The sequence below is a fragment of the Streptomyces sp. NPDC027672 genome (assembly GCF_055566335.1).
On record NZ_JBVHSO010000006.1, the window covers coordinates 432,812 to 452,700 of the forward strand.

19 protein-coding genes are annotated in these 19,889 nt (G+C 72.4%); 11 read left to right on the forward strand and 8 right to left on the reverse strand.

Annotated features, from left to right (window positions below; all coding sequences use genetic code 11):
* Window positions 1-36: 36 nt before the first annotated feature.
* From ACZ4SV_RS17810 to ACZ4SV_RS17825, 4 genes are all read left to right on the forward strand, one after another.
* Window positions 37-585: a DinB family protein gene (locus ACZ4SV_RS17810; protein ID WP_365873618.1), complete on the forward strand. Its 549-nt coding sequence runs from the start codon at window positions 37-39 to the stop codon at window positions 583-585.
* A gap of 26 nt (window positions 586-611) precedes the next feature.
* The gene (locus tag ACZ4SV_RS17815; protein ID WP_365873616.1) at window positions 612-1,253 is read left to right on the forward strand and encodes a PadR family transcriptional regulator; all 642 of its coding nucleotides are present in this window, start codon (window positions 612-614) and stop codon (window positions 1,251-1,253) included.
* A gap of 76 nt (window positions 1,254-1,329) precedes the next feature.
* Window positions 1,330-2,094: a MerR family transcriptional regulator gene (locus ACZ4SV_RS17820; RefSeq protein ID WP_468005297.1), complete on the forward strand. Its 765-nt coding sequence runs from the start codon at window positions 1,330-1,332 to the stop codon at window positions 2,092-2,094.
* Between the two features lie 200 nt (window positions 2,095-2,294).
* Window positions 2,295-3,302, forward strand: a complete 1,008-nt coding sequence (locus ACZ4SV_RS17825) for a DedA family protein (RefSeq protein ID WP_468005299.1) — start codon at window positions 2,295-2,297, stop codon at window positions 3,300-3,302.
* Between the two features lie 3 nt (window positions 3,303-3,305).
* Here ACZ4SV_RS17825 and ACZ4SV_RS17830 read toward each other — a convergent pair whose 3' ends face one another.
* Complete coding sequence (locus ACZ4SV_RS17830) at window positions 3,306-4,964, reverse strand: threonine/serine exporter family protein (protein WP_468005301.1); 1,659 nt, start codon at window positions 4,962-4,964, stop codon at window positions 3,306-3,308.
* A 133-nt stretch (window positions 4,965-5,097) separates the two neighbouring features.
* The gene (locus ACZ4SV_RS17835; protein ID WP_030734045.1) at window positions 5,098-5,589 is read right to left on the reverse strand and encodes an inorganic diphosphatase; all 492 of its coding nucleotides are present in this window, start codon (window positions 5,587-5,589) and stop codon (window positions 5,098-5,100) included.
* A gap of 124 nt (window positions 5,590-5,713) precedes the next feature.
* Between ACZ4SV_RS17835 and dacB the strand changes: the two genes are divergently transcribed.
* The 6 genes from dacB (at window position 5,714) to folE (ending at window position 13,298) form a co-directional block, all read left to right on the forward strand.
* Window positions 5,714-7,246, forward strand: coding sequence for a D-alanyl-D-alanine carboxypeptidase/D-alanyl-D-alanine endopeptidase (gene dacB, locus ACZ4SV_RS17840; RefSeq protein WP_468005303.1), 1,533 nt, complete (start codon window positions 5,714-5,716; stop codon window positions 7,244-7,246).
* Between the two features lie 78 nt (window positions 7,247-7,324).
* Window positions 7,325-8,458 (forward strand): zinc-dependent metalloprotease, encoded by a 1,134-nt coding sequence (locus ACZ4SV_RS17845; RefSeq protein ID WP_468005304.1) that lies wholly within the window; start codon window positions 7,325-7,327, stop codon window positions 8,456-8,458.
* A 191-nt stretch (window positions 8,459-8,649) separates the two neighbouring features.
* Entirely contained in the window at window positions 8,650-9,696 is a 1,047-nt protein-coding gene (tilS, locus tag ACZ4SV_RS17850) for a tRNA lysidine(34) synthetase TilS (protein ID WP_468005306.1), read from the forward strand.
* A gap of 85 nt (window positions 9,697-9,781) precedes the next feature.
* Entirely contained in the window at window positions 9,782-10,342 is a 561-nt protein-coding gene (gene hpt, locus ACZ4SV_RS17855) for a hypoxanthine phosphoribosyltransferase (protein ID WP_365873602.1), read from the forward strand.
* Between the two features lie 196 nt (window positions 10,343-10,538).
* Window positions 10,539-12,578, forward strand: coding sequence for an ATP-dependent zinc metalloprotease FtsH (gene ftsH / locus ACZ4SV_RS17860; RefSeq protein ID WP_365873600.1), 2,040 nt, complete (start codon window positions 10,539-10,541; stop codon window positions 12,576-12,578).
* A 114-nt stretch (window positions 12,579-12,692) separates the two neighbouring features.
* Window positions 12,693-13,298 carry a GTP cyclohydrolase I FolE gene (gene folE, locus ACZ4SV_RS17865; protein ID WP_365873598.1) on the forward strand — a complete coding sequence of 202 codons (606 nt, stop codon included), beginning with the start codon at window positions 12,693-12,695 and terminating at the stop codon, window positions 13,296-13,298.
* A 40-nt stretch (window positions 13,299-13,338) separates the two neighbouring features.
* Here folE and ACZ4SV_RS17870 read toward each other — a convergent pair whose 3' ends face one another.
* The 6 genes from ACZ4SV_RS17870 to ACZ4SV_RS17895 form a co-directional block, all read right to left on the reverse strand.
* Window positions 13,339-13,827: a DUF3180 domain-containing protein gene (locus ACZ4SV_RS17870; protein ID WP_468005309.1), complete on the reverse strand. Its 489-nt coding sequence runs from the start codon at window positions 13,825-13,827 to the stop codon at window positions 13,339-13,341.
* A 73-nt stretch (window positions 13,828-13,900) separates the two neighbouring features.
* Window positions 13,901-14,512 (reverse strand): 2-amino-4-hydroxy-6-hydroxymethyldihydropteridine diphosphokinase, encoded by a 612-nt coding sequence (gene folK, locus ACZ4SV_RS17875; RefSeq protein WP_468005311.1) that lies wholly within the window; start codon window positions 14,510-14,512, stop codon window positions 13,901-13,903.
* A complete protein-coding gene (folB, locus tag ACZ4SV_RS17880) occupies window positions 14,509-14,868 on the reverse strand; it encodes a dihydroneopterin aldolase (RefSeq protein ID WP_365873591.1) in 360 nt (119 codons plus the stop codon). Before folB ends, folK begins: the two co-directional genes overlap by 4 nt.
* A gap of 261 nt (window positions 14,869-15,129) precedes the next feature.
* Window positions 15,130-15,663, reverse strand: coding sequence for a nuclear transport factor 2 family protein (locus ACZ4SV_RS17885; protein ID WP_468005313.1), 534 nt, complete (start codon window positions 15,661-15,663; stop codon window positions 15,130-15,132).
* Window positions 15,660-16,589 (reverse strand): dihydropteroate synthase, encoded by a 930-nt coding sequence (gene folP, locus ACZ4SV_RS17890; protein WP_365873587.1) that lies wholly within the window; start codon window positions 16,587-16,589, stop codon window positions 15,660-15,662. The genes ACZ4SV_RS17885 and folP overlap by 4 nt, the downstream gene beginning before the upstream one ends.
* A gap of 128 nt (window positions 16,590-16,717) precedes the next feature.
* The gene (locus tag ACZ4SV_RS17895; protein ID WP_468005316.1) at window positions 16,718-18,556 is read right to left on the reverse strand and encodes a phosphatidylglycerol lysyltransferase domain-containing protein; all 1,839 of its coding nucleotides are present in this window, start codon (window positions 18,554-18,556) and stop codon (window positions 16,718-16,720) included.
* Window positions 18,557-18,760: 204 nt separating this feature from the next.
* Here ACZ4SV_RS17895 and ACZ4SV_RS17900 point away from each other — a divergent pair, with 204 nt between their 5' ends.
* A complete protein-coding gene (locus ACZ4SV_RS17900) occupies window positions 18,761-19,888 on the forward strand; it encodes an alpha/beta hydrolase (RefSeq protein ID WP_468005318.1) in 1,128 nt (375 codons plus the stop codon).
* Window position 19,889: the final 1 nt, after the last annotated feature.

Consider the following 19,889-nt stretch of genomic DNA (forward strand, 5'->3'; position numbering starts at 1 on the left):
CGCCCCGGCGGACGGCCAGACGGAAGGCGGCAGGCCATGGTCACACACGTGCCGGCGGAGGAGCAGGGCGACGAGCGCGGGGCGCTGCTCGCGTTCATCGAGGAGCAGCGCGGCGGCATCCGCCGGGCGCTGCTCGGACTGACCGAGGAGCAGGCCCGTACCCGTCCCAGCGCCAGCGAGCTGTCCCTGGGCGGTCTGCTCAAGCACGTCGTCGAGGTGGAGCAGAGCTGGGCCGCCCGGGCCCGGCAGGAGCCGCCGGCGGTGCGGCGCGACGCGTCGAACTGGCACGAGACGTTCCAGCTCGTCGGCGAGGAGACGGTCGCCGGGCAACTGGCCTACTGGGAGCGGGTGGCGGCCGGGACCGAGCGGCTGGTGCGCGCCGCGCCCAGCCTGGACGACACCTTCCCGCTGCCGCCGGACCCCTGGTTCCCGCCGGAGGGCCGGGTGTCGCTGCGCTGGCTGTGCCTGCACCTGATCCGGGAGACGGCCCGGCACGCCGGCCACGCCGACATCATCCGCGAGTCGCTGGACGGCCGGACGGCGTTCGAGCTGGTGGCCCTGGAGCGGGAGGGCTCCGGGGGCTGAGTGAGGCGGGTCCTAATCTGGACCCCATGTCAGCGATCCGTCTCCTCGTGCTCGGCGCGGTCCGTCAGCACGGGCGGGCCCACGGCTACCAGGTGCGCAACGACCTGGAGTACTGGGGCGCGCACGAGTGGTCCAACGCCAAGCCCGGCTCGATCTACCACGCGCTGAAGCAGATGGCCCGGCAGGGACTGCTGCACGCGCACGAGACCGCGCCCTCCACGGCCGGCGGCCCGCCGCGCACCGAGTACGAGCTGACCGGCCGCGGCGAGGACGAGTTCCTGCGGCTGCTGCGCGAGTCCCTGGTCTCCTACGACCAGAAGACGGACCTCCAGTCGGCGGCCGTCGGCTTCCTGGTGGAGCTGCCGCGCGCGGAGGCCCTGGAGCTGCTGCGCGAACGGATCCGCCGGATCGGGCGGTGGCGGGACTCCGTCACCGGGAACTACCTCCCGGACGGCGGCCCGGAACAGCTCGGCCACATCGGCGAGATCATGCGCATGTGGCTCCACACGGCCGACTCCGACGCGGCCTGGACCCAGGGCCTGATCGACCGGCTGGAGGCGGGCGCGTACACCTTCGCGGGCGAGGGCGAGCCGTTCGTCGGCGTCCTCGCCGAGGGCCAGGAGAACCCGTACGCGACGGGGGAGCGGCACCCGGAGGACGACCGCTGAGCAGCGGCGCGGGCTTGCACCTCACGTGACGTGAGGCGGCAGCGTGGACGCGTACCGACCGAAGGAGCGGAGAACAGTGAGCTACTCCGTGGGACAGGTCGCGGGGTTCGCCGGCATCACGGTGCGCACCCTGCACCACTACGACGAGATCGGCCTGCTCGCGCCCGGCGAGCGCACCCGCGCCGGCCACCGGCGCTATACCGACGCCGACCTCGACCGGCTCCAGCGCATCCTGTTCTACCGGGAGCTCGGCTTCCCGCTCGACGAGGTCGCGGTCCTGCTCGACGACCCGGACGCGGACCCGCGCGCGCACCTGCGCCGCCAGCACGACCTGCTGGCCGCCCGGATCGAGAGGCTCCAGAAGATGGCCGCGGCCGTGGAGCACGCCATGGAGGCACACAAGATGGGCATCGACCTGACGCCGCAGGAGCGGTTCGAGGTCTTCGGGGACAACGACCCCGAGCAGTACGCCGAGGAGACCGAGCGGCGCTGGGGCGGCACGGAGGCGTACGCCGAGTCGCGGCGCCGCACCGCCGGCTACACCAAGGAGGACTGGCAGCGCATCCAGGCCGAGGCCGGCGCATGGGGCGAGCGGTACGCCGCCCTGGTCGCCGCCGGCGAGCCCGCGGCCGGCGAGGCGGCCATGGACCTGGCCGAGGAGCACCGGCGGCACATCAGCCGGCACTACTTCGAGGTCCCGTACGAGACGCACCGGTGCTTCGGACAGATGTACGTCTCCGACGCGCGCTTCAAGGAGTTCTACGACGCGCTGCACCCCGGTCTCGCCGAGCACCTGCGCGACGCGATCCTCGCCAACGCCGACCGCCACACCCCGGCCTGACCTCCCGGTCCGGGAGCGCACGGGGTCCGCTCCCGGACCGGGACCACACCGGCCGCCCGGGCCACGGCTTTCTCCCGGGCGCCGGGCAGTGCATCCTGGAGCCACCGGTGGAACCCGGAACGGCCGCCTCACGTTGATAGCTTTGTGCGGCCGCACATGGACGCCGCAGCCGCCTCACCCCTCAGGAGCCCGGACCCGTGATGACACTCGCCCTAGGCCCGAGCTGGCTCGATCCCGACTATCTGCTCGGCACCTACGGCATCTGGGGTCTGCTGCTCGTCGTCTTCGCCGAGTCCGGGCTGCTCATCGGCTTCTTCCTGCCGGGTGACTCGCTGCTGTTCACCTGCGGCCTGCTGATCACCTCCGGCCAGCTGGACTTCCCGCTGTGGGCCGCGATCGCCCTGATCTGCCTCGCGGCCGTCCTGGGCGACCAGGCGGGCTTCATGTTCGGCAAGAAGGTCGGCCCGTCCCTGTTCAACCGCCCGGACTCGCGTCTGTTCAAACAGGAGAACGTCACCAAGGCGCACGAGTTCTTCGAGAAGTACGGCCCGAAGTCCCTGGTCCTGGCCCGCTTCGTGCCCATCGTGCGCACGTTCACGCCGATCATCGCGGGCGTCAGCGGCATGCGGTACCGCTCGTTCCTGACCTTCAACGTCATCGGCGGCGTCCTGTGGGGCGCCGGTGTCACCCTGCTCGGCTCCTGGCTCGGCAACATCGGCTTCGTCAAGTCCAACATCGAGGCGATCCTCATCCTGATCGTCCTGGTCTCGGTGGTCCCGATCGCCATCGAGTTCCTGCGGGCCCGCGGCAAGGCGAAGAAGGCCGCCCGGTCCGCCCCCCGGCAGCCCGAGGCCCCACGGCAGCCCGAGGCCCCGCTGTACCGGCAGCCGCCGGTGATGGACACCTCCACGACCCAGCTCCGCCGCATCGACCCGGACCAGCCGTACGAGCAGCAGTTCGAGCAGCCCTATGAGCAGCCGTACGAGCAGCAGTACGGCGCACCGCAGCAGTACGACGGGCAGTACGGCGCACCGCAGCAGTACCCGCAGTACGACCAGCAGCAGCCGTACCAGCAGCCCCAGCAGCACCCCCAGCCCCAGCAGTATCCCCGGCAGCAGGACTGGGACCAGCAGCACCACGACCCGCGGCAGTACCCGCAGCAGCAGTACGACGAGAACGGCTACCCGTACGACCACCGCCCCCGGTAGCGGTCAGAAGCCTCGCGTCCGCTTCGCCGCCCGGCGCTTGCCGGCGGAGCCGACCCGCAGGAACAGCCGGGAGATCTCCGAGCCCAGATTGACCCCGATGGCGATGGCCATGGCCAGCGACGCGGCCTTGGCCAGCGACACCAGGCCCTTGTTCACGTCGTTCTGCGCCATGGACAGCAGCCCGAAGTAGGTCGACGAACCGGGCAGCAGCGGCCCGATCGCCGCCGTCGTGTACGGCAGCGCGGAGGCGAACCGGTACCGGGACAGCAACTGCCCGAACAGTCCCACCAGGCCCGCCGCGACCGCCGTGGAGGCCACCGGCGAGAGGTCGCCGGCGTAGCGCATCGCGCCGTACACCGACCAGGCGACGCCTCCGTTGAGGGTCACCCAGAGCACGGTGGACCGTTCCTGCTGGAGCAGCACCGCGAAGGTCAGCGACAGCAGCATCGAGGCCGCGATCTGCAGCAGGGGCGACTCGGAGGTGCTCAGCGCCGCGTCCGGGTTGAGTTTGCCGCCGAACTTCACGCCGAAGTACAGGACGGTCAGCACCCCGGCGACGATGCCGACGAAGAAGTACGTGACCTCCAGCAGCCGCGCGGAGGCGGTGATGTAGAAGCCCGTCAGCCCGTCCTGCACCCCCGCCACCAGCGCCCGCCCGGGCAGCAGCGCGAACAGCCCGCCGGTGATCACCGCGGAGCCCTTCACGTCCACGTGGGCCAGGGTCAGCGCCACGCCGATCGCGGCGGCCGGCATCGCGGCCACCGTGAACTGGTAGAACTCCGGCAGCCCGCGCCCCGCGCACAGCCACGCCAGCCGGTCGCCGAGCATCGCGCCGACGGCCGCCGCGAGGAACACGATCGGGTCCGCCTCGCCGCCGACCAGCACGGACGCCGCGCCGGCCAGCAGCCCGCCGGCCAGGGTCAGCGCCCAGCCGGGGTACGGGTGCCGGTTGCGGCGTATCTCCGCCAGCCGCCGGTACGCCTCCTCCAGGGAGACGTGGGTCTCCGGGTCGGTGAGGTCGTCCACCAGGCGGAAGACGGCCGCCAGCCGCGTGTAGTCGGTGCCCCGCCGCCGTACCGTCCGCGACGCCGTCACCGGGTCCTCGACCAGGGACGGCTGGTGGGAGATCGACAGCAGGGTGAAGGTGACGGTCGGCTCGCACCGGTCCAGGCCGTAGGACCGGCACACCGCGAACATCGCGGCCTCCACGTCCTCCGCGCCCTCGCCGCCGGCCAGCAGCAGCTCCCCGATGCGCAGGGTGAGGTCCAGCACGCGCGGGACGGCCGGACCGTCCTCCTCCTCGCGCTGCACCGGTTCGGGCGCCGGCCGCTCGGTCACCGGCATCCGCAGCATCGTGCGCATCCGGTCCTGCCAGGGCGCGTCCTTGATCAGGCTGACCAGCGGCACCCCGGCGGGCGGCGTGAACGCGCTCGGCGCGTCCTTCGCGCTGTAGGTGCGCGGCGGGCTGAACGCCGAACCCTCCGGCTCCGCGCTCGGCGGCTGCGGCGTCTGGAGCCCCTGCGGCACCGCGAACTCGGAGGTCGTCTCCGACTCACCGCCCCTGGGGACACCGAGACCCTTGGGAACGGCGAACTCGGACGTGATCTCCGGGTCGTACCGCGCCTCGTCGGACCCGGGCTTGCGGTCCTCCGCCTCCGTCACCTCGCACCGCTCCCTGAACGACACCTTCCGTAAGCCTCAGTATGCGCACACGTACCCGGTCGGGCCGTATTCGTGCCCGCATGCGGAACGGGCCGCACGCATGCGCGTGCGGCCCGTTCCGGTGGGGCGGGGGTCAGTGACCGCCCTGCTCCTTGAAGCGCTTGTACGACCGCTCGATCTCCGTCTCGGCGTCCGTGCGGCCCACCCAGTTGGCGCCCTCGACGGACTTGCCGGGCTCCAGGTCCTTGTACACCTCGAAGAAGTGCTGGATCTCCAGGCGGTCGAACTCCGACACGTGGTGGATGTCGCGCAGGTGCTCCACGCGCGGGTCGGTGGCCGGCACGCACAGCAGCTTGTCGTCGCCGCCCGCCTCGTCCGTCATCCGGAACATGCCGATCGCGCGGCAGCGGATGAGGCAGCCCGGGAACGTCGGCTCGTCCAGGATGACCAGCGCGTCCAGCGGGTCACCGTCCTCGCCGAGGGTGTTCTCGACGAAGCCGTAGTCGGTCGGGTAGGCGGTCGAGGTGAAGAGGCGACGGTCCAGGCGGATCCGGCCGGTCTCGTGGTCCACCTCGTACTTGTTCCGCGAACCCTTCGGGATCTCGATCGTGACGTCGAACTCCACCGGTGGCTCCTCCATGATCAGCACATAGTTCTGGTGGTTAAGTGTCCCTCACGCAGGTGTGTGATCGCGAAAGGGGCTGGTGGTCGTGCCAGAGCCGAGACCTTGGCGAGCCGCGGGACCGCGGGTGGCGCGGCTCGCGGAGGCCGTACGACCGCGTCTGGCGCGCGCCGTCAGGGCCGCGCGGCTGCCGTCGGCCGTGCGCTCCGGCTCCCTGCACCTCCCCCGTCTCCCCCGTCCGCGGACCGTCAGGACCTGGCAGTACACCGCGGGCGCCGCCACCGCCGGCCTGGTGCTGGCCGCCGGTGTGGTGACCGCGGCCGGACCCTGGGACGCCAACGGTCAGCGTACGGCCGAGCGGCTCCGGGCCGCCGCCCCGGAGCGGGCAGGTGGCGCAGATCACGGTGGCACGGCCGGCGGCGCGCCCCGGCCCGCGCCGAGCGCCGGACCCGTCCTGACGGCCCTCGGCGCCGCCGCGGACGCCGTGGGCACCGGCAAGACCGCCCAGGAGGCCCCGGCGCTCCCGGACGTCCTCGGGCCGCTGCTGGACGATCCCGCGCTCGGCGACCGCCACGCGGCGGCCGTCGTCGACGTCACGACCGGCGAACGGCTGTACGACGCCGACGCCGGCCAGGCCCTCACGCCCGCCTCCACCACCAAGATCGCCACCGCCGTCGCGGCCCTGTCCGCCCTCGGTCCCGACCACCGCCTCACCACCCGCACCGCGCTCGACCCCGACACCCGGGAACTGGTCCTGGTCGGCGGCGGCGACCCCACGCTCACCGCGCGCGCCCGGACCGGCGGCTGGGCCGGCCTGCGCCAACTGGCGGCGGACACCGCCCGGGCCCTGCGCGGGCGCGGCATCCGCAAGGTCACCCTGTCCTACGACACCACCCTCTTCACCGGCCCCGCCCTGCACCCCATCGGCGTCAACGACAACCTCGCCCCGGTCAGCGCCCTCACCGCCGACGAGGGCCGCGCCGACGGCTCCGCCCGCGGTCCGGCGCCCCGCGTGAGCGACCCGGCGGCGGACGCGGCGGCCAAGTTCGCGCGCTTCCTGAAGAGCGCCGGCATCACCGCCACACCGCCCGGCCCGTCCAAGGCGGGCACGCGCGCGCAGACCCTCGCCACCGTCTCCTCGCCGCCGCTGTCCGCGCTGGTCGAGCGGATGCTGACCAACAGCGACAACGACATCGCCGAGGCCCTGGCCCGGCACACCGCGCTGGCGAGCGGCCGGCCGGCCGGGTTCGCCGGCGGTGCCCAGGCCATCGCCACCCAGTTGCGCGGGCTGGGCCTGCCCATGGCGGGCGCCGCCTTCCACGACGGCAGCGGCCTGGACCGCGCCGACCGGCTCACGGCCGGCCTGCTGACCGGCCTGCTGGCCAAGGCGGCCGACCCGGACCGGCCCGGCCTGCGCCCGGTCCTCACCGGCCTGCCCGTGGCCGGCTTCACCGGCACCCTGAGCGGCCGCTACACCGACGGCGCGGCCGGCGCCGTACGCGCCAAGACCGGCACCCTCACCGGTGTGAACACCCTGGCCGGCACGGTCGTGGACCAGGCCGGACACCTCCTGGCCTTCGCCTTCCTGGCCTCGGACACCTCCGACGCCCTGGCGGCCCAGGCGGCGCTGGACCGGGCCGCGACGGCGCTGGCGGGCTGACGGCGGCCGGGCCGCCCGGTCCCGCGCGGGCCGGCGCACGGCTGCCCGAAGTGGCACCCCTCACGTACGGTTGACAGCATGACTGGCTTCGGTGGCACCGCATCTGTCGGGATGGTCGACTGGAACCTCGCGGTGGCGACCGCGACACGGCTCGTACGCCCCGGACCCGACGTCAGCCGCGACGAGGCCAGGTCCGTCGTCGCGGAGCTGCGCCGGCACGCGAAGGTCTCGGAGGAACACGTCCGGGGCTTCACCCGGATGGGCACCGGGGACGCCCACGACACCCCGGTCCTCGTGGTGGACCGCCCCGGCTGGGTCCGTGCCAACGTCGCCGGCTTCCGGGAGATCCTGCGGCCCCTGCTGGAGAAGATGCAGGAGCGGCGCGGCGCCGGACCGGGCGGCGCGGTCCTCGGCGCCGTCGGCGGCAAGGTCACCGGCGTGGAGCTGGGCATGCTCCTGTCGTTCCTGTCCTCCCGGGTCCTCGGCCAGTACGAGACCTTCGCCCCGGCCGCCCGCGACCTCCCGGCCGGCGCCAACGGCGGCGGCCGGCTGCTGCTCGTCGCCCCGAACATCGTCCACGTGGAGCGCGAACTCGATGTCGACCCGCACGACTTCCGCCTGTGGGTCTGCCTGCACGAGGAGACCCACCGCACGCAGTTCACGGCCGTGCCCTGGCTGCGGGACCACCTGGAGAGCGAGATCCAGTCGTTCCTGGCGGAGACCGACGTCGACCCCATGACCTTCCTGGAGCGCATCCGGGACGCGGTCCAGTCCCTGGCCGGCGGCCGTCCCGAGGGCGAGGAGGAGGACGGCGGCCGCTCCTTCGTGGAACTGGTGCAGACCCCGGCCCAGCGGGAGATCCTCGCCCGGCTCACCGCCGTGATGTCCCTGCTGGAGGGGCACGCCGACTTCGTGATGGACGGCGTCGGGCCCAGTGTCGTACCGACCGTCGCGGAGATCCGGGAGAAGTTCCAGCAGCGCCGTGCCAAGGGCGCCTCCCGGCTGGACCTGGCCCTGCGCAAGCTGCTCGGGCTGGACGCCAAGCTGCGGCAGTACCGTGACGGCGAACGGTTCGTGCGGGCCGTCGTCGAGCAGGTCGGCACCGACGGCTTCAACCGCGTGTGGACCTCTCCCAACACCCTGCCCACCAAGGCGGAGATCGCCAAACCGGCGGACTGGGTCGCGCGGGTGCACAGCAGGCCCGAGGAGTGAACGGCGCGGGGGAGTCGTGAACCGAATCCCGCCGACGGCAGGCGAACGCCCCTCCAATCACCCGTCCGAGGGACCGTAAGCCATGCGTAGGCGTGCGATGCTCGGGGAACGGCCCGCTTCTGTCACCATCTACACACTCTGAGTGACCGACTCGGGCTCATCCCCCCGAAACTTCATGAAGGGAACCGGACATGGGTCCCCATCCTGCGGTCGCGGCGATACGCCTGGCGGTCCGCCGCGTCCTCCACGACCTCCTGAACGACCACGTCGCGCCCGCGCCCGTGCACGCGGGCAGCCACCCCGCACGCACCGCCGAGCGGCCCCCCTCTCCGCTCGTCCTCGTCGCGTGCTCCGGCGGCGCCGACTCCATGGCCCTCGCCTCCGCCCTCGCCTTCGAGGCCCCCAAGCTGGGCGTCCGGGCCGGCGGTGTCACCGTCGACCACGGCCTCCAGCCCGGCTCCGACCTCCGCGCCGAGGAGGTCGTCCTGCGCCTGCGCCAGCTCGGCCTGGACCCCGTCGAGTCCATCGCCGTCACCGTGGGCCGCGAGGGAGGACCCGAGGCCGCCGCCCGGGACGCCCGCTACGCCGCCCTGGACGCCACCGCCGAACACCACGGCGCCGCCGCCGTCCTGCTCGGCCACACCCGCGACGACCAGGCCGAAACCGTCCTGCTGGGCCTCGCCCGCGGCTCCGGCATCCGCTCCCTGTCCGGGATGGCCGCGGTCTCGGGGGCCGGCGGCCGTTACCGGCGGCCCTTCCTGCACCTGGACCGGCAGACCGCCCGCAACGCCTGCCTGGCCCAGTCCCTGCCGGTCTGGGACGACCCGCACAACGCCGACCCGGCCTACACCCGCTCCCGGCTGCGGCACGAAGGACTGCCCGCCCTGGAGAAGGCCCTCGGCAAGGGCGTGGTCGAAGCGCTCGCCCGCACCGCCCAGCTCTCCCGCGACGACGCCGACGCCCTGGACGCCTGGGCCCGGCAGGCCGAGGACTCCGTGCGGGACGCCGCCGGCCGGCTGGAGTGCGCCAAGCTGTACGCGCTGCCGCCCGCCGTGCGCCGCCGGATCCTGCGCCGCGCGGCCATCGAGGCGGGCGCACCGGCCGGCGCGCTGTTCGCCCGCCACATCGAGGAGGTCGACCGCCTGATCACCGGCTGGCGCGGCCAGGGAGCCATCAATCTCCCGGGCCGGGTCGTCGCCCAGCGGCAGGGTGGCAGACTGGTGATTCGGCAAGGCTGACGACCGGCCCCGCGGAGTGCCCTCCGGCGGACCGGGCAGCCGCGGGCCGTTTCCTACGGCCGTAAGTGCGGGACGACCGAAAGTGATGCGGGTGGACGCGAAAGACATGGGTGCCGACCTTCAGCAGGTGCTCATCACCAAGGAAGAGATCGACGCGAAGCTGGCCGAGCTGGCCGCGAAGATCGACGCGGAGTACGCGGGCAAGGACCTGCTGATCGTCGGTGTGCTCAAGGGCGCGGTGATGGTCATGGCCGACCTGGCCCGGGCGCTGTCCACCCCCGTCACCATGGACTGGATGGCGGTGTCCTCCTACGGCGCGGGCACCCAGTCCTCCGGTGTGGTCCGCATCCTCAAGGACCTCGACACCGACATCAAGGGCCGGCACGTCCTGATCGTCGAGGACATCATCGACTCCGGTCTGACCCTGTCCTGGCTGATCAACAACCTCGGCTCCCGGGAACCGGCCTCGCTGAAGGTGTGCACCCTGCTGCGCAAGCCGGACGCCGCCAAGGTCGCCATCGACGTCGAGTGGGCCGGCTTCGACATCCCGAACGAATTCGTCGTCGGCTACGGCCTCGACTACGCCGAGAAGTACCGCAACCTCCCGTTCGTCGGTACGCTCGCGCCGCACGTCTACGGCGGCTGAGCCAGTCGGCCCAAGACTGGTAGGACGATCGGGAACCCCAGCGGGTTCCGTGCCGTTGAAGCAAGCGGAGACGGGTTTTCCCAGCCGTCGAAACGGCTCCGTGCGGCTTCGGGCAACAATGCTGGGGTACCGTCAGAAGAACTGTCTTATCAAACTCACTATGGCAGGAGGGACGGGGCGGCACCGCTCCGTATGGATGGACGTGAAGCGATACTTCCGTGGGCCGGTCATGTGGATCGTGCTGGCCGTCCTTGCCGTGGTCGTGTTGATGCAGGTCGTCGGCTCGTCCGGCGGCTACAAGACGGTGGACACCGGCCAGGTCGTGGCGGCGATCAACGACAACAAGGTCGAGTCGGCCAAGCTCACCACCGGTGACGAACAGAGCATCAAGGTCACGCTCAAGGACGGCTACAAGGTCGACGGCAGCTCCAAGATCCAGGCGAGCTACATCGGCGACCAGGGCGCGCAGCTCGCCGGGACGCTGCAGACCAAGTACCAGGCGAAGCAGATCACGGACGGCTACACGGTCTCGCCGTCGAAGCAGAACCCGTTCGTCGGCGTCCTGCTCTCGCTGCTGCCCTTCGTCCTGATCGTGGTCGTCTTCCTGTTCCTGATGAATCAGATGCAGGGCGGCGGCTCCCGGGTCATGAACTTCGGCAAGTCCAAGGCGAAGCTCATCACCAAGGACACCCCCAAGACCACCTTCTCCGACGTCGCCGGCTGCGACGAGGCCGTCGAGGAACTCCAGGAGATCAAGGAGTTCCTCCAGGAGCCGGCCAAGTTCCAGGCCGTCGGCGCCAAGATCCCCAAGGGCGTGCTGCTCTACGGCCGCCCGGGCACCGGCAAGACCCTGCTCGCGCGCGCCGTCGCCGGCGAGGCGGGCGTCCCCTTCTATTCGATCTCCGGCTCCGACTTCGTCGAGATGTTCGTCGGCGTCGGCGCCTCCCGGGTCCGCGACCTGTTCGAGCAGGCCAAGGCGAACGCCCCGGCGATCGTCTTCGTCGACGAGATCGACGCGGTCGGCCGGCACCGCGGCGCCGGCCTCGGCGGCGGTCACGACGAGCGTGAGCAGACCCTGAACCAGCTGCTGGTCGAGATGGACGGCTTCGACGTCAAGGGCGGTGTGATCCTCATCGCCGCCACGAACCGTCCGGACATCCTCGACCCGGCGCTGCTGCGCCCCGGCCGCTTCGACCGGCAGATCGCGGTCGACCCGCCGGACCTCCAGGGCCGCCTGGAGATCCTCAAGGTCCACCAGAAGGGCAAGCCGGTCGCGCCCGACGTCGACCTGGCCGCCGTGGCCCGCCGCACCCCGGGCATGACCGGTGCCGACCTCGCCAACGTGCTGAACGAGGCCGCGCTGCTCACCGCCCGCGGCGACCAGAAGCTGGTCGACAACAAGGCGCTGGACGAGGCGATCGACCGGGTGGTCGCGGGCCCGCAGAAGCGGACCCGGATCATGTCGGACAGGGAGAAGAAGATCACCGCGTACCACGAGGGCGGTCACGCCCTGGTCGCGGCGGCCTCGCCGAACTCCGACCCGGTGCACAAGATCACGATCCTGTCCCGCGGCCGTGCCCTCGGTTACACGATGGTCCTGCCCGACGAGGACAAGTACTCGACCACGCGCAACGAGATGCTCGACCAGCTCGCCTACATGCTGGGCGGCCGGGCGGCCGAGGAACTGGTCTTCCACGACCCGACCACGGGCGCCGCGAACGACATCGAGAAGGCCACCAACCTGGCCCGCGCGATGGTCACGCAGTACGGCATGACCGAGCGGCTCGGCGCCATCAAGTTCGGCGGCGACAACAGCGAGCCGTTCCTCGGCCGTGAGATGGCTCACCAGCGGGACTACTCGGAAGAGGTCGCCGCGCTGGTGGACGAAGAGGTCAAGAAGCTGATCGAGACCGCGCACAACGAGGCCTGGGAGATCCTGGTCGAGAACCGCGACGTGCTCGACAACCTCGTCCTCCAACTGCTGGAGAAGGAGACGCTGGGCAAGGAGGAGATCGCCGAGATCTTCGCCACGATCGTCAAGCGTCCGCCCCGGCCCGCCTGGACCGGTTCCTCCCGCCGCACCCCGTCCACCCGCCCGCCGGTGCTCTCCCCGAAGGAGCTGGCCCTGACCAACGGCGCGAACGGCGCGACGGCGTCGATCAGCACGGTCAAGTCGACGGCGAAGGAGTCCGCCCCGGTGACGGAGCAGACCCCGGAGGACCGCTCCGAGAGCTGACCGCGGTCCCGGCCCGCGGGCCCGGAATGAATGCCGCGCCCCCCAGGGTTCTAGCCTGGGGGGCGCGGCATTTCCGTATGCCCGCGGGCAGGACGCACAGGAACGAGGCATCAGATGACCGACCCCGTCACGCTGGCCGGCGACGGCTTCATCGGCGAATTCGACGAGAAGCGTGCGGAGAACGCCGTGCGCGAACTCCTGATCGCGGTGGGCGAGGACCCGGACCGGGAGGGCCTGAGGGACACGCCGGCCAGGGTCGCGCGGGCCTACCGGGAGATCTTCGCCGGGCTGTGGCAGCAGCCGGAGGACGTGCTGACGACGACGTTCGACCTGGGTCACGACGAGATGGTCCTGGTGAAGGACATCGAGGTGTACTCCACCTGTGAGCACCACCTGGTGCCGTTCCGCGGGGTCGCGCACGTCGGCTACATACCGGCCGAGAGCGGCAAGATCACCGGCCTGTCCAAGCTGGCCCGGCTGGTCGACGTCTACGCGCGCCGGCCCCAGGTGCAGGAGCGTCTCACCACGCAGATCGCGGACTCCCTGATGGAGATACTCGAGCCGCGCGGTGTGATCGTCGTGATCGAGTGCGAGCACATGTGCATGTCCATGCGCGGCATCCGCAAGCCGGGCGCGAAGACCCTCACGTCCGCCGTGCGCGGTCAGCTCCGGGACGCGGCCACGCGGAACGAGGCGATGAGCCTCATCATGGCGCGCTGAGCGCGCTCAGCGCGGCGACCGCGCCGGGCGGGGCCGGCGGTCAGGCCGCCGGCTCCGCTCCCGGGGGGTTCTCGTCGTCGTCCTCGGGGAGCCGGCAGACCCGCTCAAGGAACAGGGCCGCCGCTATCACGCCGACCCCGGCCAGCAGCGAGAAACCGGCGTAGATCGCCTGGTCGCGGCGGGCCGGGAGGTCCAGCAGCTCCAGGAGGAAGACGCCCGTGCCGCCGTACATCCCGGCCACCAGGGCGGCGACCAGGGCGCTGGCCTGGCCGAAGACGACCGCGCGGGCGGCCATCAGCGGGTCGACGCCCTTGGCGCCGGGGCGCCGCTCGCGCTGGGCCTTCAGCCGGGCGCGCAGCGACAGCGCCGTCGAGAGCAGGACCACCGCGATCAGCGCGAGGACGACGGGGGCGGCCAGGGGGACGCTCGGCAGGGTCCCGACCGAGTTCCAGAGGCGGGCGCCCGCCCAGGACAGGACGCCGGCCACGACGAACACGCCGGCCAGCACCCTGATGCGCAGCTCTTTCACGGTGTCCCTTCAGCTCCCCCGGACCGTCCCGGACGGTACTCGTCTTGGTCGTGCACCGTCTTGACCTTAACGACTACTCGGGCAGCCGGAGTTCCAGGTCGTCCCGGTGCGTCACGCCGTCCCGGGTGACGCCGGAGAGCAGGTCGGCCACCGTGCCGCGGCCCGGGAGCTGTGCCTGCGGGTCCACGTCGTGCCAGGGCGCGAGCACGAAGGCGCGTTCGTGGGCGCGCGGGTGCGGCAGGGTGAGACACGGGTCGTCCGAGGTGACACCGGCGTAGGCGACGATGTCGACGTCCAGCGTGCGCGGGCCCCAGCGCTCGTCCCGGACGCGGTGGAAGGCCTCTTCGACGGCGTGCGCCCGCTCCAGCAGGGAGGCCGGGGGCAGGGTCGTCTTGAGCACCACGACCGCGTTGAAGTACGACGGCTGGCTGCCGGGCTCGACGCCCCACGGCTCGGTCTCGTACACCGGGGAGACGGCCTTCACCCGGACGCCCGGGGTGTCCTCCAGGGCGTCGACGGCCCCCTGGAGGGTCTCCAGGCGGTTGCCGAGGTTGGAGCCGATGGAGATGACGGCCCACTGCGGGTTGTGCAGGGTGGTGTCGGCGGCGTCCACCTTCTCGACGACCGAGGCGGGCACCGGCTGGACGGTCGGGTCGCTGTGACCCGGGCGGAACGGTCGGGTCATACTCGGCTCCGGGTGATGGTGACGGTCACGTCGTCGAAGGGGACGGTGATCGGCGCGTCCGGTTTGTGGACGCAGACCTCGACCTCCTCGACCCCGTCGTGCTTCAGACAGGTCCGGGCGATCCGTTCGGCCAGGGTCTCGATGAGGTTCACCGGCTCGCCCTCGACCACGGCCACGACCTCTTCGGCCACGATGCCGTAGTGCACGGTCTTCGTCAGGTCGTCGTCGGCCGCGGCCGGCCGCGTGTCCAGACCGAGGACGAGGTCCACGATGAAGGTCTGGCCCTCCTCGCGCTCCTTGGGGAACACCCCGTGGTGCCCGCGGGCCTTCAGGCCGCGCAGCGCGACACGATCCACGCGAATCACTCCTGCAATCGTCGGGAACGACCGGGCCGTACCGCGTGCGGGCGGTACGCCGGTCCTGGACGAATCTACCCGCGGGCACCGGCTCGGCCGGGCCGCGGGGGCGTGGGCCCGCGGCGGAACCTGGAGGGTTCACCGGGTGTTTCCCCCGGGGAACCCGGCTCTGCCAGGGGCTGGTAGCCGCTTCTACCCGGCGGTAGGTGATTCCAACCACGTCCCGGTCCGCCGGGTCGGCTCCGCCGCGGGCGTGCCTGGTCAGGCGAGCGGGCCGTCGTCCGGGGGCACGTCGTCCGCACCGGGGCCCTCGTCGTCGTCGCCGCTCTCGGCCAGCACCGGGGAGGCGTGGTGCGCCCAGAGCTTCCAGCCGGCGGGCGTGCGCCGGAACACGTTCGTGGCGACGACGAGCTGGCCGACCAGCGGGCCCAGCTCCGCGCCCTCCTCCGGGGCGGGGCCGCCGCTGAGGATGTTCTCCGTGCAGGTGACGAGCGCGGTGTCGCCGGTGACGGAGACGTGCACATCGGTCAGGAAGAACTGGATGTAGTCGGTGTTGGCCATGATCAGGGCGTACGACCTGAGGACCTCGCCGCGGCCGGTGAGCACCGGCCAGCCGGGGTGCACGCAGGAGATCACGCCGCTGTCCGCGGGGTCGTGGTAGGTCTCGTCCACGCCGAGGTCCGCCGGCGTGAGCCAGAGGGCGGAGACCTCGTCGAAGTCCCCGCGCTCCAGTGCCTCGTAGAAGGCGGTGTTGGCGGCCTCGACCTGCTCGACGTCGGTGTGCGCGGTGCTCACCGCTCTCCTTCCGCCGGACGCGGGCCCGGGGTGCCGGGCGCGTGCCGCGCCGGGCACGCCCCGTCCGCGCGCGCCGCGTCCACGGCCTGGGCCACGCGCACCGCGTCGGCGGTGGCGCGCACCTCGTGCACGCGCACCGCCCAGGCGCCGGCGTGCGCCGCGAGCGCGGAGACGGCGGCCGTGGCCGCGTCCCGCTCCCGGGCCGGCGGCGGCGCGCCCTCCGGTCCGGCGAGGACACGGCCGAGGAAGCGTTTGCGGGAGGCGGCGACCAGCAGCGGGTGGCCGAGGGCGCGCAGCCGGTCCAGGTGGGCGAGGAGGGCCAGGTCGTGCCCGGCCCCCTTGGAGAAGCCGAGGCCCGGGTCGACGACGACGCGGTCCGGGGCGATCCCGCCGGCCAGTACGGCCTCCACGCGCGCGTGCAGTTCGTCCACGACTTCGGCGACGACGTCGTCGTAGACGCCCTTGACGTTGCCGCCCTGGAGGAAGCCGCGCCAGTGCATGACGACGAAGGGGGCGCCCGCGGCGGCGACCACCGGGATCATCGCGGGGTCGGCGAGGCCGCCGCTGACGTCGTTGACGAGGGCGGCGCCGGCGGTGAGGGACTGTTCGGCGACGCGGGCGCGCATGGTGTCCACGGAGACGACGACCCCCTCGGAGGCGAGGCCGCGCACCACGGGGATCACCCGGCGCAGCTCTTCGGCCTCGTCCACGCGGGTGGCGCCGGGCCGGGTGGACTCGCCGCCGACGTCGACCAGGTCCGCGCCCTGGGCGACCAGGTCCAGCCCGTGTTTGACGGCGGCGGTCGTGTCGAACCAGCGGCCGCCGTCGGAGAAGGAGTCGGGGGTCACGTTCACGACCCCCATGACCGCGCACCGGTCCCATGCCGGAAGGCCGGCCACCCGGCCGCGCCCGCTGATGCTGTTCATACGTTCAGCGTAGGCCCCGGCCGGTACCGCCGAACGCGCGGCGGCCCGGGCGGCGGCCCCCGTGCCGGAGGGGCGGGGCCGGCGCCCGGGCCGGTTCCCGGGCCGCGGCACGCCGCGTGTGTCGGAGATCAGGCCGCCCGGACGTCCCGTTCGCCCACCGCGTGCGCGCAGGGGCGGGCGAGGGCCGTACGGCGCCGGCGCAGGAAGCGCGGCAGCGGCAGGGCGAAGTCGACGAAGCCCTCCGCCTGCATGGCGGCGAAGCCGATGCGGGGCAGGTCCGCGGAGGCCCGGTAGACCACGAACCGCGGCTCCCAGCGGGGCTGGAACTTGGCGTTGAACTTGTACAGCGACTCGATCTGGAACCAGCGCGAGAGGAACACCAGCAGCCCGCGCCAGGCGCGCAGCACCGGGCCGGCGCCGATCTTCTCGCCGCGCGCGAGAGCGGAGCGGAACATCGCGAAGTTCAGCGAGACCCGGGTGATGCCGAACCTCGGGGCGGCCTGGAGGGCGGCGACGATCAGCAGTTCGTTCATGCCGGGGTCGGCGGCGCGGTCGCGGCGCATCAGGTCCAGCGACACGCCGTCCTTGCCCCAGGGCACGAAGTGCAGGACGGCCTTGAGGTCGCCGAACTCGCCCGGTGCGTCGTCCTGCTTGTGCGCGGTGGCGATCAGGCAGTCGCCGTCGGCCGCGTCGCCGATGCGGCCGAGCGCCATGGAGAAGCCGCGCTCGGTGTCCGTGCCGCGCCAGTCCTCGGCCGCGCGGCGGATGCGGTCCAGCTCGGCGTCGCCAAGGTCACGGATGCGCCGCACCCGGGTTTCGTAGCCGGCCCGCTCGATGCGCTTGACCATCTGGCGCACGTTGCGCATCGCGCGTCCGGCCAGCGAGAAATCCGCCACGTCGACCACCGCCTCGTCGCCCAGCTCCAGGGCGTCGAGACCGGTCTCGCGGGTCCAGACCTCGCCGCCCGTCTCCGAGCAGCCCATGACGGCGGGCGTCCAGGAGTGGGCCCTGGCCTCGTCCATGAAGCGCTCGATGGCACCGGGCCAGGCCTCGACGTCGCCGATGGGGTCGCCGCTGGCGAGCATCACCCCGGAGACGACCCGGTAGGTGACCGCCGCCTTGCCGCTCGGCGAGAACACGACCGCCTTGTCGCGGCGCAGCGCGAAGTGGCCGAGCGAGTCGCGGCCGCCGTGCTTGTCCAGCAGGGCGCGCAGCCGGGCCTCGTCCTCCTCGGTGAGGCGGGCGGCCGGGTGTTCCGGCCGGAAGGCCAGGTAGGCGGTGGTGGCCGCGGTGATCCAGCCGAGCGCGCCGAGGGAGAAGGCGACCGTCCAGGAGGTGTTGCCCTGGTAGTCGACCGGTCCTTCGAAGCCCAGCAGGCCGTAGATGACGTGGGTCAGCCGGTCGGCCAGGCTCGGGTCGCCGATCGTCCGGTCCGGGTGGACGCTGACGATGACGAGCCCGAGGAGCAGCGAACCGGCGCTCATCAGCACGAAGTTGGCGAGCGCGCGCCACCTGCTGCGCGGGTCGGGCAGTGCGGCGAACTCCCCGCGGTGGCGCAGCAGCGGCACCAGCAGGACGACCGCGATGAGGACGCCGACGAGCGAGTGCCGGTAGGCGAACTGCGCCACCGCGCCCGCCGGGAGCAGCGCCACCGCGGCCCGCCAGGCCCGCCGCTTGCGCCGCCTCAGCCCGTGCGCGAGCAGCAGCAGCAGCACGCCCGCGCTGAGCGAGAGCGCCGCCGCGAACGGCCCGAAGGAGCCCGGCAGCACCTCGGCCAGGGCGTGCATCCGGCTGTGCCGGAAGCGCGGGAAGACTCCCGCGGCGATGTCCAGGAGGCCCACCAGCGCGGCCGCCCGGCCGACCAGGGAGGGTACGGCTTCGGGGCGCGGGCCGCGCAGTATGCGCCGCGCCCGGCTTGATCGGCCCGGAACCCCGCCCGACACTTCCCCATCTATCCTGACAGACATCGCATCCCGTAGTTCTGCGAGAGACCTTGGACCCGGGCCCGTTCAGGGCATCCGGCGACATTGCGCCCTCTAGGACGGTGTCTCGGGGGGAGAGGTTCACTCCCTACCGGAAAGTCGGGTCAAAGGCCAAGGAAAGCCCCGGGCAAGTCCGCGCGACCGCGTGTGGACACAGTACGGGCGGAAAGCGCAGGCAGGGAACAGCCCATGGGTCTCACGAGCAACAAAGTGCTGGTGCTGGCGATAGTGGCCGCCGTCGTGCTGTTCATCGGCACGGTGTGGCTGTGGCCGCGGCTGGCCCGGCAGAGCTGGCGGACCGTCAGCGGACGGATCGGTCTGCTGCTGGCCACGCAGGTGGCGCTCTTCGTGTCCGTGGGGCTCGCCGCCAACCAGGCGTTCGGGTTCTACGCCAGTTGGGGCGACCTGTTCGGCACGGAGACCGACCAGGGGATAGTCGTCGACCACTCGGTGCACGGCGGCACCGGCGGCCCGCTCCAGGTGGTCTCCACCTCCGAGGTGCCCGGTGTGCGCGCCAAGCGGCCGGAGACCGGCGGACAGATCCAGAAGGTCGACATCATCGGCCGGACCACCCACATCGCCACACCGGCGTACGTGTACCTGCCGCCGGAGTACTTCCAGCCGCAGTACCGCACGCGCACGTTCCCGGCGGCGGTCGTGCTGACCGGCTACCCGGGCACCGCGCGTTCGCTGGTGGACAAGCTGGACTACCCGAGCACGGCGCAGCGGCTGACCAAGGACGGGCGCGTGCAGCCGATGATCCTGGTGATGCTGCGGCCGACCGTGGCGCCGCCGCGGGACACCGAGTGCGTGGACGTGCCGGACGGGCCGCAGGCGGAGACGTTCTTCGCGAAGGATCTGCCGGACGCCGTGCTCAGCCACTACCGGGCCGGCAAGCGGCCGGGCAGCTGGGGCGTCATCGGCGACTCCACGGGCGGCTACTGCGCGCTCAAGCTGGCCATGCACCACCCCGGCGTGTACGCGGCCGGCGCGGGCCTGTCGGCGTACTACACGGCGCCGATCGACCCGACCACCGGCGACCTCTTCCACGGTGACCGCAAACTGCGTGATCGCGCCAACCTGTGGTGGGTCCTCGGGCACCGGCCCGCCCCGGACACCTCGCTGCTCGTCACCAGCAGCAGGGTCGGCGAGCACAACTACAAGGCCACGATGAAGTTCATCGAGCAGGTGCAGGCCACCAACGTCACCCGCATCTCCTCGATCATCCTGGGAAGCGGCGGCCACAACTTCAACACCTGGCGGCGGGAGATCCCGCCGGCGCTCCAGTGGCTCAGCGGGCGGCTCACCGACCGCTGAA